This window comes from Pseudomonas sp. Q2-TVG4-2 (assembly GCF_013620795.1).
Classification (GTDB): domain Bacteria; phylum Pseudomonadota; class Gammaproteobacteria; order Pseudomonadales; family Pseudomonadaceae; genus Stutzerimonas.
On record NZ_LGLW01000006.1, the window covers coordinates 439,165 to 453,054 of the forward strand.

Consider the following 13,890-nt stretch of genomic DNA (forward strand, 5'->3'; position numbering starts at 1 on the left):
CGCTCAGAACAGCGCGCGCTCGGCCTTGAGCATGAAGAAACCTTCGCAATGGGCGTTCTGCCCAGTGTAGACGCCGCACTCCGACCCGCTCAGGTTGGAGTCGGTATAGGACAGGTCCAGGTGGATGCCGAGTAGCGGGCGGGACAGGTTCAACGACCAATCGTCAAACACCCGCACACTGCCGCCGACGTGGTACATCGGGCTGTCCATCGAGTGGCTGGCATATTTCAGGCGTACGTCGAGGTCAAACGGCCGAAACGCCCCGAGTTCCAGCAGCAGCGTGCTGTCGGTACGCCCCGGCGAACTGCTCAACGCGCCACCCAGGCGGCTTCCAGCCAGATTGATGCCAGCGTAGTACTGATGCCGGTCCCAGTTTTCCATTTCGGGGAAGCTGTAGCGGATCACACCCAGCTCAAAACCCGGTGTGTCGGCAAAGCGCTGCTGGGCGTAGCCGACATACGTATTCAGCTCCAGCGTGCCTTGGAGAAGACCCATGCTCGGTGCCCATTGGCCCACGTACATGCCGCTGGTGTGGGCCAGGTCCAGGCCTCCGCGAAAGGTGCTTCCGGCGGTCGGGCTGACCAGGCCCTGGGCCATGCTGCGGGTAGGAGCCGTGCCGAGTTTAAGGTCGAACTGTCCGACTTCGCGCTCGACGATCTGTGGTTGACTGGCGCATCCGCCGAGGCCGAGCATCAGCGCCATTGCGAGTTTCTTGCTCATACACCGATTCACTGGTGGATTTGATACAAGCCGCCCGTTGGCGACCGCAAAAACGGCAAGTCCACAGCGCCAGAGGTGGTGTCTGCGCTCGCTTGCCTGATCAATCGCGGGAAGGGTAGACGATGCAGCCTCGATGGGGTCCCCGCTCGTCGTTTGACGCCAAGCTAACGACGGACGGGTGCCGGTTAGTTGGCGACCGGTAATACTGCTGGGTTGACGTTGCGCTGGAACGGTTGTCCGCTACGCCGATCCAATAGGTTGGTACCAAATGACCTGTCTTCAGGCAGGTGGGAGGCAATGATGGCCACGGGTTGGGCGAACGAAGGCGCCGTGCAGGAGCAGATCGACAGCACCATCGAAGATGCGGTCCAGCGAGCGCGTAGCCGATTGGGGCGAGGCGAAAGCCTGACGCACTGCGAAGAATGTGATGCGAAGATTCCTGAGGCGCGACGGCAGGCAGTCCAGGGCGTACGGCTCTGCGTGAAATGCCAGGCGGAACAGGATTTCCAGGAAGCGAAGTTCAGCGGCTACAACCGTCGCGGCAGCAAGGACAGCCAGCTGCGTTGATTGTGGCGGAACGTTTGTCGGTCATAGGCAGCAGCCGATGCACGGCCGCGCGAAACCAGAGCTTCGTTCGCCGACCTGCGTTGGTGCTGCGGGCCAATGAAGCGGAGCACGCCTAGCCTCGCGGCGACGCTCCGGCTGGCATGGTGAAGGTAAAGGTCGTGCCGGTTTCGGTTGCCGAAGTCGCCTGCATCCGGCCCCCGTGTGATATTGCGATTTCGTTGGCGATATAGAGACCCAAGCCGAGCCCGGATTGGGTGCTGGAGGGTTCGCGCCAGTACGGCTGGAACAGCTGACTCAAGCGCTCAGGTAGGATCGGCGTGCCCTGATTGTTCACGGCCAGGATGAACTCGCCGGCTTGGATGCGTGCGCTGACCGATACGCTGCCGTCCGCCGTGCCGTGGGTAAGCGCGTTGGCGAGCAGGTTGGATAGCAGTTGTGCCAGGCGATCCGAGTCGCAGCGGACGGCATCGAGCGGAGCGATGTCGGCCTCGATTAGCCGCTGTGGATGGGCGCTTTGCATCTCCGAGACGATATGGGTCAGGACGTCACGCAAGTTGCTGCAGTCGCGAAGGATCAAAGGGATCCCATTACCCAGGCGGCCGCGCGCGAAATCCAGCACATCGTCCACCAGTCGCGACGCACGGCGAGCCGCGGTGAGCATGTGGTTGGCAATGCCGGAAACCGACGGCTCCTTCAAGCGCCGCAATAGTAGTTGGGCCCCGGACATGATCGATGACAGCGGGTTGCGCAGGTCGTGGCCAAGCAAGGCAATGAACTGTTCTCGCAGTTCTGCCGTCTGCTTGGCGTCAAGCAGAGCAGCCTCGGTTGCTTCGAATTGTTCCTCGGCCTCCAGCTGACTCGCCAGCAGCTTGGCAAACGATTCCATCATCGCGGATATAGACGGCCTGGAAAACGTGGCCGGTAGCGGATCAAGCGCGCATATCGTGCCGAAGAAACTGCCATCGGCACGAAACACTGGCACCGATAAATAGCTTTCGAAGCCGTACAGCTTAGGCGTGTGATGGTCACCGTAACGATCGTCCTCACTGGCCTTTTCAATGATGATCGTTTCGTGGGAGGTTTGAATTTCGTGGCACAGCGTAGTAACCACATCCAGCTCACCACCTACATGCAGCCCGAAATCGATCTTGTCGAGAACCGCGCAAGCCGTCCAGGAATCATGGGTAACGCGGGCGACGGCGGCGAAGCGTAAACCGGTGGTTTCGCAGATGATTTGCAGAATGGCAGGTACCGCACTGATGCGGCTGATAGTTGCGATGTCGTCAGTCACCGATCGGCTCATGGTGATCATGTCTGGATATTGGCAGAGCAGTTGGCTGGCTACTTTAACACGCTGATGTGGACCGGCCGCCGCAGCCGGTCCGTTTAAAATGCCCAGCTTTAGCCGTGAGGCGTCAAGGTAGGTGCCGCGCTTGCCGGTAGCGACTGCTTGCGCATCAGCAGGTAATGCACCGCGCCACCGAACAGCGCGCCCAGCAGCCAGGCGAAGCCCGACAGGCTTTCCAAGCCGGGCATCCATACCGAGGCTACCGAAAAAACCGAGCTGAGCCCGAACGCGATGATCGCTTTGCGGTTCCAGCCGGCGTTGAAGTAGTAGGTCGAGCCGGGCTCGGCCGAGAATAACTGCTGCACGTCCAGTTGCTGACGGCGCACCAGGTAGTAATCGGCGACGATGATACCGTACAGCGGTGCCAGCACGGCGCCCAGTGTATCGACGAAGGCGGCGATGCCGACTGCGCTGATGAACGACACCCACAATGCACCAATAAAGAAGGCGATCGCGGCGGTAATGAAGCCGCCGGTACGGGCGCTGATGCGTGCTGGTGCCAGGTTGGCGATGTCGTACGCCGGCGGGATGAAGTTGGCGACTAGATTGATGCCAACGGTGGCGGCAAAGAAGGTGATCGCGGCGATCAGCGTAAGGCCGACATTATCAATGCGTGAGACAATATCGGTGGGGTTGGTCAGCGTTTCGCCGAACACCACCACCGTACCAGCGGTGATCACCAGCGCGATCAGCGAGAAGACCGCCAGGCTCACCGGTAGGCCGAGGAAGTTGCCAATGCGCATCTGCCGCTCATTCTTCACGAAGCGCGCGAAGTCGCCGTAATTGATCACCACCGCCGCGAAGTAAGCGACCATGGTGCCGACCACCGCGGCGAAGGCTGCGATCGGACCGCCAGCGTAGCTGCCGGAGCCGCTGAAAATGCTGCCCAGCGCGCCGGCTAGGCTCGGGCCGGCCTGGTAGCAGATGGCGATCATCATCGCGATCATCACCAGATAGACCAGCGGCCCGGCCCAATTCAGGAAGCGCGTCACCCAGTCGACACCGCGTACGAACAGCGCGACTTGAAAAACGCAGACAACCACATAGGCGACCCAGTCGATCGCTGTCAGCCCCAGCAGCGTGGCTTCCGAGCCCGAGCCGAATAGGGTGCGAATCAGCAGCGCCACGGCGGTCGAGGCGAAGTAGGTTTGTACGCCATACCAGAAAATCGCCACGATGCCGCGCACCACCGCCGGGAAGTTCGCGCCGCGCACGCCCATGCTGGCGCGAGCCATGACCGGGAACGGGATGCCGTACTTGACGCTTGGTTTGCCGGTCAGCTGCACCAGGCCCATGACGATGAAGCCGGCCAACACAATGCCCGCCAACACCGCCCAGCCGTTCAGGCCGTAACTGATGAACAATGTTGCGGCTAGCGTGTAGCCGAACAGGCTTTGAATATCGTTGGACCAGACGTTGAAGATCTCGAACCAGCCCCACTTGCGCTTGGCGGGGGCGAGCGGGGCGAGGTCAGCGTTATACAGACTGGGATCGATCTGCTTGATCTGAAAGTCGTTGTGATTCATCTGTAGGCGCTCTGTGCAAGACTGTTGATAGTTTTTGTATGCAGTTCTTGTTTCGCATATGGCGGAGACCGCGAATTCAGGCCTTGTTGGCGCCGTCAGGAGCCTGAGACCTAAGCACAGCCTAGAAGCTTAATTTCAGATTCGCCTACACTTTGTATACATAAATAATCGTTTTGTTATGCGATTTCACCAGGGGCTGTCTAGCACGCGGCTTGCAAAGACTTCCACTGCAGCCGTCACCGCGAAAACGGCGTCGATATCCGCTCTGATCGAGCGGCCACTGATACTTGCCGGGGCATCATGGGTTGGATCTTCTGTTCAGGGTCAGCTGCATCACGGTCAGGTCCAGCCAGCGGCCGAACTTGCAGCCGACCTGGCGCATCTGCGCGGCATGGACGAAGCCAAGCTGCTGGTGCATATGAATGGAAGCGCGGTTCTCGCTTTCAATCGCGGCAATCATTACGTGCTTGTCCAGCTGCCGGGCGCGCTCGATCAACGCCTGCATCAGGCTGCGGCCGATGCCGCTGCCGCGGTGGTCCGCGCTGACATAGACTGAATGCTCAACGGTGTGGCGAAAGCCATCGTGGGGGCGCCAAGGGCCGAACGACGCGTAGCCGGCCACGCGCTGTTCGTCGTCAATGGCTACCAGCACCGGGTAGTTCTGTTCATGGCGTTCGGCCAGCCAGGCGCGGCGGTTATCGAGGTCGACGACGTGGTCGTTCCAGATCGCCGTGCTGTTCTGCACCGCATCGTTGTAGATTTTCAGAATGCCTTCGAGGTCGGCGTCCAGGGCGTCACGTATCTGCACGTTGATATCCTTCAAAGCGGTTCGGGGTCTTCACGGTCTTGGCCGCAACATTCATTGACCTCACTATCACCGGATTGGTTGAGGCACGGCGACCAGCTTGTGTCGTCAGGCGACGGTGGCCTCGATCTGCATACCCGGAATCATCTACCGCGCACCGTCCATCGCTTGCGCAGGGTGTTGTGCCGAAGCGCATCAGCTCGGTTACCGTTTGGTCGTCGCGGGCGTTTTGGGGCAGGGCGGTCATGTGGGGCATAGATCTGTAGCGTCGACCGAATTCTCCGAGCAATTGCCATGCCTTTTGCCCCATCGCGGTGCGCCACCGTTGCTGGCAGCCCCCCGTTACGGTCCGCGAGGATATTCGAGTTGACCCAATGCCGAGGCGTGCGGTTGCACCATTTCGATGCGTCATGGCCGCAAGTCTGAAAACGTGACTCGGTTTGGTGCGTTCAGCTTATCTGCAGACCCGTCTATGGCCGAGGTCCGCGCCCGCGCCGCTGAGTCTATGACCTAGCCGTCGCGATCTGGCCATGCGCCAGCATCACTCCTTTTTATGGGCTTGTATCTGTTCCGAGCGGCTCGTTTGACGGGCCTGTCGGCGAGTGCCAATGTCAGTCGAGCGAACCCTCGTTCGGCCCAGGCCGATCGAGAGTCGCTCGGTGGTGGCACCCATAACAACAAGACCCACGGAGACGCCGCATTGAATCTATTGTTCCAGCAAGTGCTCAATGGTTTGACCCTGGGCAGCATCTACGGGCTGGTCGCCCTCGGCCTGACGCTCGTCTACGGCATCCTGCACATCCCCAACTTCGCCCACGGCGCGCTGTACATGGTCGGCGCGTTCGCATCCTATTTCTTCATGACCGACATCGGCTTGCATTACTGGATTGCGATGCTGGCGTCCGGTGTGGTGGTGGCCGTTCTGGCGGTGCTGTCCGAGCGCCTGGTGTTCCACCCGCTGCGCAATGCGCCGCCGATCCACGACAAGATCGCTGCGATCGGCATCCTGCTGTTTCTCGAGGCGGTGGTGCAGATGCTCTGGGGTTCGGACTTCCGCCGCATGGCCTCGCCCTATGGCGGCATCCTCAACTTCGACGGGCTGATCATCCCCGAGCAGCGCCTGCTGATCATCGTCGGCGCGTTCACGCTGATGCTGGCGCTGCACCTGTTCCTGCGCAAGACGATGCTGGGCTCGACCATCATCGCCATGGCCCAGAGCCGCGAAGGTGCGTTTCTCGTCGGCATCGACTCCAACCGCGTGGCGATGCTGACCTTCGCCATCTCCGGCATGCTCGCCGCCTTTGCCGCGACGCTCTACGCGCCGATCAACCTGGTGTACCCGGCGATGGGGCATCTGGTGATCATGAAGGCCTTCGTGATCATCGTGCTCGGCGGCATGGGCAGCATTCCGGGCGCCATCATCGGCGCCATGATCCTCGGCTTCGCGGAGAGCTTCGGCGGCTTCTACCTCTCGTCCGACTACAAGGACATCATCGCCTTCTCGCTGCTGGTGGTGATCCTGTCCTTCCGCCCGACCGGGCTGTTCGCCAAGGGGGCTCACTGATGCATCGTTTCGCTTCCTTACTGACCGGCCGCGGCTCCAAGCTGGTGCTGCTGGCATTGGCCCTGGCATTCCCGCTGTTCGCCAAGAGCGAATATCAGGTCTATGTAATGGCCAGTGCTTTCATCTGGGCCATTGCGGTCTACGGCCTGAACATCATCACCGGCTACTGCGGCCAGCTGAACCTGGCCCACGGTGGTTTCTTCGCCATCGGCGCCTACACGCTGGCGATTCTCACTGCCGATCATGGGTGGAATTTCTGGCCGGCGTTCGTGGCTGCGGCACTGGTTTCGGCAGCGGTGGGTGCGCTGGTCGGCATCGTCTCGCTGCGCTTGAAGGAGCACTTCTTCGCCATCTTCACGCTTTGCGTCGGCTTCATCATTTACCTGCTGATCGATAAGTGGGAGGAGCTGACCCACGGTGCCATCGGCATTCGCGGCATCGCTGCGCCGGACGGCTTCGGGCTGGTGGATTTCAGCCAGACGGTGCCGTTCTACTATCTCGCGCTGCTGTTTCTGGTCCTGGCGATCTGGTTCGCCGGCCGTCTGGCGCGCTCGCTGCTGGGCCGTACCTTCATGGCCATCCGCAACGGCGATGCGCTGGCGCAGTCGCTGGGCATCGACCTGATGCGCAACAAGCTGCTGGCCTTTGTCCTCTCCACCACCTACGCCGGTGTTGCCGGTGGGCTGTACGCCTCGATGATTCGCTTCATCGGCCCGGAAGAAGCCAATCCCAACCACACCTTCGACATGATCACCTACCTGCTGGTGGGCGGCTTCGGCACCCTGTTCGGCCCGCTGGCGGGCACTGTCGGGGTGGTCTGGATCACCCAGTCGCTGCAGTTCCTGGAGGACTACCGGATGATCATTTTTGGCCCGCTGATCGTGGTGCTGGTGATCTTCATGCCGCGCGGCGTCGTTGGCACCTTCCTCGGCTGGAAGCTGCGTAAGGACACCGAGGCGGCGCGGGCCAGGGAGCCGCGCGCTGCGACCAAGGTCACCCCAGGCAAAGAGGTGAATAACAATGCTTAAGGTCGAGAACCTGACCAAGATGTTCGGCGGGCTGGCAGCGGTACACGACGTCAGCATCGAGTTCGAGGCGCGCAAGATCAACGCCATCATCGGCCCCAACGGCGCCGGCAAAAGCACCTTCTTCAACCTGATTTCCGGCGTTCACAAGCCCAGCTCGGGGCGCATCCTGATCGATGGACACGACGTCTCGCGGATGCGCTGCGACCGCGTGGCCCGGCTCGGTGTCGGGCGTACCTTCCAGACCACGCATCTGTTCGAGCAGGCCACCGTCCTCGACAACCTGATCGTCGGGCATCGCCTGCGCACCCGCTCCGGCCTGTGGGATGTGCTGATCAACTCCAAGCGCCTTCAGCACGAAGAACGAGAATGTCGGGAGAAGGCTCGCGCCGCGCTGGATTTCGTCGGCCTGGCGCACCTGGAAAATCGGGTGGTGCTGGATATCTCCCAGGAAGAGCGCAAGCGCGTCGCCTTCGCCCTGGCGCTGGCCACCGAACCGAAGCTGGTGCTGCTTGACGAGCCGGCCGCGGGGGTCAACCCGGAAGAAACCGAAGGCCTCGCTCAACTGATCCGCAAGATGCCCGAGCACGGTCTGACCGTGTGCCTGATCGAGCACAAGATGGACATGATCATGGGGCTGGCGGACAAGATCATGGTGCTCAACTACGGCGAGAAGATCGCCGAGGGCACGCCCGCCGAGATCAAGGCGAACCCGGCCGTCATCGAAGCCTACCTGGGGAGTGACTACGATGCTGCAGCTTGATCGGGTCGATGTCTGCTACGGCAGTTTCAAGGCGCTGAACCAGATATCGATGACCGTCGGCGCCGGCGAGCTGGTGGTGCTGCTCGGCGCCAACGGCGCGGGCAAGACCACCTTGTTCAACACCATCAGCGGGCTACTCAAGCCGACGGCTGGCAGCATCATGCTGGAGGGCAAACGCATCGACGGCCTCAAGCCCTCGGGCCTGGTCGCAGCCGGCGTTGTGCACTGTCCGGAGGGGCGCAAGCTGTTCCCGCAAATGTCTGTCTCGCAGAACCTCGCGCTCGGCGCTTATCTGCACCGGCGTGATGGCGAAGGCAACAAGCGTAACCTGCAGGAGGTGCTCGATCTGTTCCCCATTCTCCATGACAAGCGCCACCAGCCGGCCGGCTCACTGAGCGGCGGCCAACAGCAGATGGTGGCGATCGGCCGGGCGCTGATGAGCCGGCCCCGGCTGCTGATGCTCGACGAGCCCTCGCTCGGGCTGGCACCCCTGGTGGTCAATCAAATGTTCGAGGTGATCTCGCGCATAAACGCGTCCGGCACCAGCGTGCTGCTGGCCGAACAGAATGCGTTTGCGGCACTGAAAATCGCCCATCGCGCCTATGTCATCGAAGGCGGCAGCCTGGTGATGGAAGGCGACCAGCAGGCCATGCTGGGTAACGAAGCCGTACGCAAGGCCTACATCGGCGCCTGAACAGTCATGACCAAGGAGACAACAATGAAAACGCTCAAAGCGCTTGGAATGGCGATTGCCACCCTGTCCGCAGCCCATGCCGGCGGCGTATATGCCGAGCAGACGCTCAACATTGGCTTCACCGGCCCGCTCAGCGGCGGTGCTGCGTTGTATGGCGAGAACACCCTGTCGGGCCTGCGCATGGCGGTGGACGACACCAACGAGGCCGGCGGCATCAAGGTCGGGGACGAGACCTACAAGGTCAATCTCATCAGCCTGGACGACAAGTATTCGCCGAGCCAGGCGGCCACCAACGCCAAGCGTCTGGTGAAGGAATCAAAAGCCGCTGCCGTGTTCGTCCCGCATACCGGAGGCGTGTTCGCCTTGCAGGATTTCAACGTCGGCGACGACTTCCTGATCATGGCCTACACCAGCGTGCCCTCGGTGACCGAGCAGGGTAACCCGCTGACCGTGCGCATCCCGCCGGAATTCACCGGCTACGTCGACTCCTTTTCCGACTACGCGCTCAAGCACTACGGCAAGAGGCTCGGCATCGCCGGCGCGACCCATGAATACGCCAAGATCTGGACCGACATGATGACCAAGGCGTGGGAGCAGAAGGGTGGGGAGATCGTCGCCAGCAATTCCATGGATTACAACAAGTCGACGGACTTCTATACCGGGGTGAGCCGAGTTATCGCCTCGAATCCGGACGTGATGTTCGTCGGCGGGGCCTCGGAGCCCACTGGCCTGGTCATGCAGCAGGCGCGTCAGATGGGCTTCCAGGGAGGCTTCATCGTGATGGACCAGGCCAAGCTGGACGAGATCGCCATGGTGACCGGTGGCCTGGATCTGCTGGAAAACTCCATCGGTGTCGTACCGCTGTCGGAGTATGACAGCGAGGTCGCGAAGGTCTTCGTGGAGCGCTACAAAGAAGCGCACGGCAAGGTGCCGGGCTCGGAAGCGGCCTACAATTACCTGGCTTTCCATGCCATGGCCAAGGCCATGGAGCTGGCCGGCAGCACCGAACCGCAGCAGGTCCGGGCTAAGATGGGTGAGGCGATCAGCTCCATGGACCCTAAGTACAACCTCTACTCAATCCAGGGCATTACCGAGGACGGCGGTTTCATCACGCCGACCACCATGGCTGTGGTGGAAAACGGCAAGATCGTCCGCAAGCAGATAGGGGAGTAATCGCTCGCTACCAGGGGCGGTCAGCGCTGTTTCTGATCGTTTCATGGTGGGCAGCGCCTTGGCTGTTGATGCGCAATTATGGGTGGGTTCGGTGGGATGTGGAGCGCTGTCGCAGCACTCATGCCACTTCGCTGGAATCCGCTGCGCCAAGGCATTGCAGCCGTTTCAGGTGCGTGCGGCGTAACGGAGCACCAAGGATCTGCGGTGCGAAACAGGGCCAGCCAACCGCTCGGTGAACGCTGGTCGCACCTATATGGTTGGCGGCGGGGCAACGTTGGTCTGGCCATAAACGGACCTGGCTGATGGCTTGCGGCCCCTGCGTTGCCGCCCTAGCATGGCCGGCCCGATCCGGAACCTTCGTCATGCCACGTACTTCTCGCCCACGCCCGCCGCGGCCGGCCGGTACAGCCGTGCAGCGGCGTGCCGCCAAGGCGCCACCTGCGGAGCCGCGCCTGCTGCTGCTCAACAAGCCCTACGACGTGCTCACCCAGTTCAACGATGCCGACGGCCGCGCGACCCTGAAGGACTATGTCCAGGTGCCGGGCGTCTATCCTGCCGGTCGCCTGGACCGGGACAGCGAGGGCTTGTTGCTGCTGACCAACGATGGGCAACTGCAGGCGCGTATCGCCGATCCCAAACACAAGCTGGCGAAGACCTACTGGGTTCAGGTGGAGGGTGAGGCGAGCGAGGAACACCTGGCACGGTTGCGCGAGGGGGTCGAACTCAACGATGGCATGACGCTGCCGGCCGATGCGAGGCTGCTGGCCGAGCCCGAGCTCTGGCCGCGCAATCCGCCGGTGCGCTTCCGCAAGAGTGTGCCTACCTGTTGGCTGGAGCTGGTCATTCGCGAGGGCCGCAATCGTCAGGTGCGACGCATGACCGCTGCGGTCGGGTTGCCAACGCTGCGGCTGGTGCGGGTACGTATTGGCGACTGGGCGCTCGACGGTCTGCAACCTGGCGAGTGGCGCGAGGAACCCGCGCGGCTACCGCGCCGGAGCTGACGCGTTCAATCAGTGCGGGATGCCTTGAGACACTTCGATGATGTAGCCGATGACCGGCTTGGCGAGGAACGCGAACAGGCAAAGACCCAGGCCCAGGAAAAGAATTGCCGTGCCAAGCCGGCCGGCTTTCGATTTCTTGGCCAGGTCCCAGATGATGAACGCCATGAAGGCCATCAGCCCGCCGACCAGGACGATCATCATCCACTTTTCGAAAACTTCCGGATCCATCGATTTCTCCGCTTGGCTAAGTCTGGATGCAGACGACAACAGCTATGACAGCGGGCGGACCTGGTATGAGCGAGCGAAGCGCTTGTTCGAATATGGCGCGCGGGGGCATAGCAAGGCGGCGCGAGTATACGCCAGGACTGGTATCGATGATGCCCACCGCGGCAATGGGTCTCAGGTGCGCAGATGTTCCAGGGGCAGCTCGGTGCTGGAGGCGACCTGGCGCAGGACGAAGCTCGACCTGACGCTGGAAACACCCTCGATGCGCGTCAGGGTGCCGAGCAGGAACGCCTGGTAGTGCTCCATGTCCGGCACTACCACTTTGAGCTGGTAATCGGCATCCATGCCGGTGACCAGGCTGCATTCGAGCACTTCCGCGCATTTGCCGATCACGCCTTCGAAATGTTCGAAACGCTCCGGCGTGTGCCGATCCATGCCGATCAGCACGTAGGCGGTGAGCGTCAGGCCAAGTTTCTTGCGGTCTAGCAGGGCGACTTGACGGGCGATATAGCCGTCATCCTCGAGTTGTTTGACCCGCCGTGAGCAGGGCGAGGGCGACAGCCCGATGCGCTCGGCAAGGTCCTGATTGGAAATGCGGGCGTCGTGCTGCAATTCATGGAGGATGCGCAGGTCGTAGCGATCGAGTTTGCTCATTTCAGATGTGTCTCTTCGTTTCGTTGCGAAGAACTATGCGCTGACGATGATCGATTGCGCAATGGGGCTGTAATCGAGCAATTTTCGCAAACATCTGCTGGCAGGCGGGGCGTAAGCTTTAGTCAACTTCAGCCCCGGCAGAACTGGCGCGGTCGCTATCCCGCCGCGCCAACCGCCGACCTTACCGAGGTCGTCGGTCCGGGCCAGCATCGCCCACAAGGCGCTGCCGAAGAATCCGCCACAAGCGGCCAGCGAATTCAGAGCAGTATTGAAAAAGACCACGTCTCGCCACGTGGTCTTTTCTTATGCGTTGTCGGTGGGGGCCTGGGGTGGGCGTGGCTTCACCACCTCCAGCGGATCGGCATGCACCAGTACTTCGGCGCGAGGGTACTTGGCGTGAATCGCCACCTCGACCTGATCGCACAAGGCATGCGCCTCGATCAGCGGCAGCTCACCGGGAAGTTCCAAGTGCATCTGCACGAACCAGCGAGTGCCGGAGACACGGGTGCGCAGGTCGTGACAACCGACCACGCCCGGTACATCGCAGGCCAACCGGTGCATGTGCTCGCTGATTTCCGGTGGTAGCTCGGTATCCATCAGCACGGCGCCGGCTTCGCGCACGATGCTCAGCGCGCTCCAGAAAATGTAGACCGCAATGGCAATGCCGAAGATTGCGTCCAAGCGCTCCCAGCCATAGCCGGCAAGGATCAGCGCTACCAGGATGCTGCAATTGAGCAGCAGGTCGGAGCGATAGTGCAGCGAGTCGGCGCGAATCGCCGTCGAACCGGTTTCGCGCACCACATGCCGCTGATAGGCCAGCAGCGCCACGGTCAGCACCAGCGACAGCAGCATGACCGCGATGCCCAGCGCCGGTGCGCCGAGTGGCTCCGGATGCAGCATGCGGTCAACGCCCTGAACGCAGACGAGGATGGCGCTGACCGAGATGAATGCGCCTTGGCCGAGCCCGGCCAGGGCTTCCGCCTTGCCATGGCCATAGCGATGATCTTCATCGGCTGGGCGCAGCGAGTAGTGCACTGCCAGCAGGTTAAGCAGCGACGCAGCGCCATCCAGCAGCGAATCGGTGAGCCCAGCCAGCAGGCTGACCGAGCCGCTGAGCCACCAGGCCAGCGCCTTGCTGAATGCAAGCGTCAGGGCGACAGCCAGCGCCAGCCGGGTGGCGCGGCGCATCAGCCGAGCATGCTCGGCGCTGACGCCCTTGCGCTCGCGGGCGTGTTGCATCAGGCGGCCGGGCGCAATCCGAAGGCGGCGAGCTGCTCGACGCTACCGCTGTGCTGAATCAGGCGCGGATCGTTCAGCGGCAGGCTGCGGCCGGTTTCCTGCTCGATGATCGCCTTGAGCCTGGCCTGATCGACCACGCCATCGGCGCCAATGGCTTCCTGAAGCTTCTCCGGTACTACGGAGTACTCGTTGTCGGGCAGGTAAATGGCGCCGGTGGCGAAGTCGATGCCGAAGGCGATCAGACCGGGGATCACATAGAACAGCAGGCCCACGGCATTGGCGACCGCGATGGCCGGGTCGATCTTGCCGTCGATCTGGCCTCGGCGGTCTGGGTAGAACAGGGTGCCGCAAGCCGTCAGTTGAGTGAACAGGGAGACGGCCAGCACGCCGCCGATGACACGGGAACGAGTACGCATAAGGACCTCCGGGAAAAGTGGCGCAACTATACAAGGGCTGCGTGATGTTTTCTCGATATCAGACAGCTTGGCCGGGCGCTCTGTTCGGCTTGGTCAGGATGCTTGCCGCCGGGATAACCCAACCGCTTTTCCCACGCTGTGGATCGTTATAATCGCGGCCTTGAAAGCGG

The 13,890-nt window shown here is 61.9% G+C and carries 16 protein-coding genes; 7 read left to right on the plus strand and 9 right to left on the minus strand.

The window, feature by feature from the left end:
* Nucleotides 1–3: 3 nt before the first annotated feature.
* Nucleotides 4–720: a TorF family putative porin gene (locus tag H3028_RS15310; RefSeq protein WP_181298068.1), complete on the minus strand. Its 717-nt coding sequence runs from the start codon at nt 718–720 to the stop codon at nt 4–6.
* Between the two features lie 300 nt (nt 721–1,020).
* Here H3028_RS15310 and H3028_RS15315 point away from each other — a divergent pair, with 300 nt between their 5' ends.
* Nucleotides 1,021–1,287: a DksA/TraR family C4-type zinc finger protein gene (locus H3028_RS15315; protein ID WP_181298162.1), complete on the plus strand. Its 267-nt coding sequence runs from the start codon at nt 1,021–1,023 to the stop codon at nt 1,285–1,287.
* Nucleotides 1,288–1,399: 112 nt separating this feature from the next.
* Here the strand turns inward: H3028_RS15315 and H3028_RS15320 are convergent, their stop codons facing one another.
* From H3028_RS15320 to H3028_RS15330, 3 genes are all read right to left on the minus strand, one after another.
* Nucleotides 1,400–2,590, minus strand: a complete 1,191-nt coding sequence (locus tag H3028_RS15320; protein ID WP_181298070.1) for a GAF domain-containing sensor histidine kinase — start codon at nt 2,588–2,590, stop codon at nt 1,400–1,402.
* 98 nt (nt 2,591–2,688) lie between these two features.
* A complete protein-coding gene (locus H3028_RS15325; RefSeq protein ID WP_181298072.1) occupies nt 2,689–4,161 on the minus strand; it encodes an NCS1 family nucleobase:cation symporter-1 in 1,473 nt (490 codons plus the stop codon).
* Nucleotides 4,162–4,459: 298 nt separating this feature from the next.
* On the minus strand, nt 4,460–4,969 hold the full coding sequence (locus H3028_RS15330) for an N-acetyltransferase family protein (RefSeq protein ID WP_309109551.1): 510 nt from the start codon (nt 4,967–4,969) through the stop codon (nt 4,460–4,462).
* A 730-nt stretch (nt 4,970–5,699) separates the two neighbouring features.
* Here H3028_RS15330 and H3028_RS15335 point away from each other — a divergent pair.
* The 6 genes from H3028_RS15335 to H3028_RS15360 all read left to right on the plus strand — a co-directional run bounded on the left by H3028_RS15335 (nt 5,700) and on the right by H3028_RS15360 (nt 11,186).
* On the plus strand, nt 5,700–6,530 hold the full coding sequence (locus tag H3028_RS15335; RefSeq protein WP_258237803.1) for a branched-chain amino acid ABC transporter permease: 831 nt from the start codon (nt 5,700–5,702) through the stop codon (nt 6,528–6,530).
* Nucleotides 6,530–7,558: a branched-chain amino acid ABC transporter permease gene (locus H3028_RS15340; protein WP_181298076.1), complete on the plus strand. Its 1,029-nt coding sequence runs from the start codon at nt 6,530–6,532 to the stop codon at nt 7,556–7,558. Before H3028_RS15335 ends, H3028_RS15340 begins: the two co-directional genes overlap by 1 nt.
* Nucleotides 7,551–8,318 (plus strand): ABC transporter ATP-binding protein, encoded by a 768-nt coding sequence (locus H3028_RS15345; protein ID WP_181298078.1) that lies wholly within the window; start codon nt 7,551–7,553, stop codon nt 8,316–8,318. Before H3028_RS15340 ends, H3028_RS15345 begins: the two co-directional genes overlap by 8 nt.
* Nucleotides 8,296–9,012: an ABC transporter ATP-binding protein gene (locus H3028_RS15350; protein ID WP_375154419.1), complete on the plus strand. Its 717-nt coding sequence runs from the start codon at nt 8,296–8,298 to the stop codon at nt 9,010–9,012. Before H3028_RS15345 ends, H3028_RS15350 begins: the two co-directional genes overlap by 23 nt.
* 24 nt (nt 9,013–9,036) lie before the next feature.
* Nucleotides 9,037–10,185 carry an ABC transporter substrate-binding protein gene (locus tag H3028_RS15355; RefSeq protein ID WP_181298082.1) on the plus strand — a complete coding sequence of 383 codons (1,149 nt, stop codon included), beginning with the start codon at nt 9,037–9,039 and terminating at the stop codon, nt 10,183–10,185.
* Nucleotides 10,186–10,547: 362 nt separating this feature from the next.
* The gene (locus H3028_RS15360; protein WP_258237804.1) at nt 10,548–11,186 is read left to right on the plus strand and encodes a pseudouridine synthase; all 639 of its coding nucleotides are present in this window, start codon (nt 10,548–10,550) and stop codon (nt 11,184–11,186) included.
* Nucleotides 11,187–11,195: 9 nt separating this feature from the next.
* Here the strand turns inward: H3028_RS15360 and H3028_RS15365 are convergent, their stop codons facing one another.
* From H3028_RS15365 to H3028_RS15385, 5 genes are all read right to left on the minus strand, one after another.
* Nucleotides 11,196–11,414 carry a DUF2788 domain-containing protein gene (locus H3028_RS15365; protein WP_168424284.1) on the minus strand — a complete coding sequence of 73 codons (219 nt, stop codon included), beginning with the start codon at nt 11,412–11,414 and terminating at the stop codon, nt 11,196–11,198.
* 171 nt (nt 11,415–11,585) lie between these two features.
* A complete protein-coding gene (locus H3028_RS15370; protein WP_181298084.1) occupies nt 11,586–12,065 on the minus strand; it encodes an Lrp/AsnC family transcriptional regulator in 480 nt (159 codons plus the stop codon).
* A gap of 33 nt (nt 12,066–12,098) precedes the next feature.
* Nucleotides 12,099–12,347 (minus strand): hypothetical protein, encoded by a 249-nt coding sequence (locus H3028_RS15375; protein ID WP_181298086.1) that lies wholly within the window; start codon nt 12,345–12,347, stop codon nt 12,099–12,101.
* 21 nt (nt 12,348–12,368) lie between these two features.
* Nucleotides 12,369–13,304, minus strand: a complete 936-nt coding sequence (locus H3028_RS15380; protein ID WP_181298088.1) for a cation diffusion facilitator family transporter — start codon at nt 13,302–13,304, stop codon at nt 12,369–12,371.
* Complete coding sequence (locus H3028_RS15385; protein ID WP_181298090.1) at nt 13,304–13,720, minus strand: polyribonucleotide nucleotidyltransferase; 417 nt, start codon at nt 13,718–13,720, stop codon at nt 13,304–13,306. Before H3028_RS15385 ends, H3028_RS15380 begins: the two co-directional genes overlap by 1 nt.
* Nucleotides 13,721–13,890: the final 170 nt, after the last annotated feature.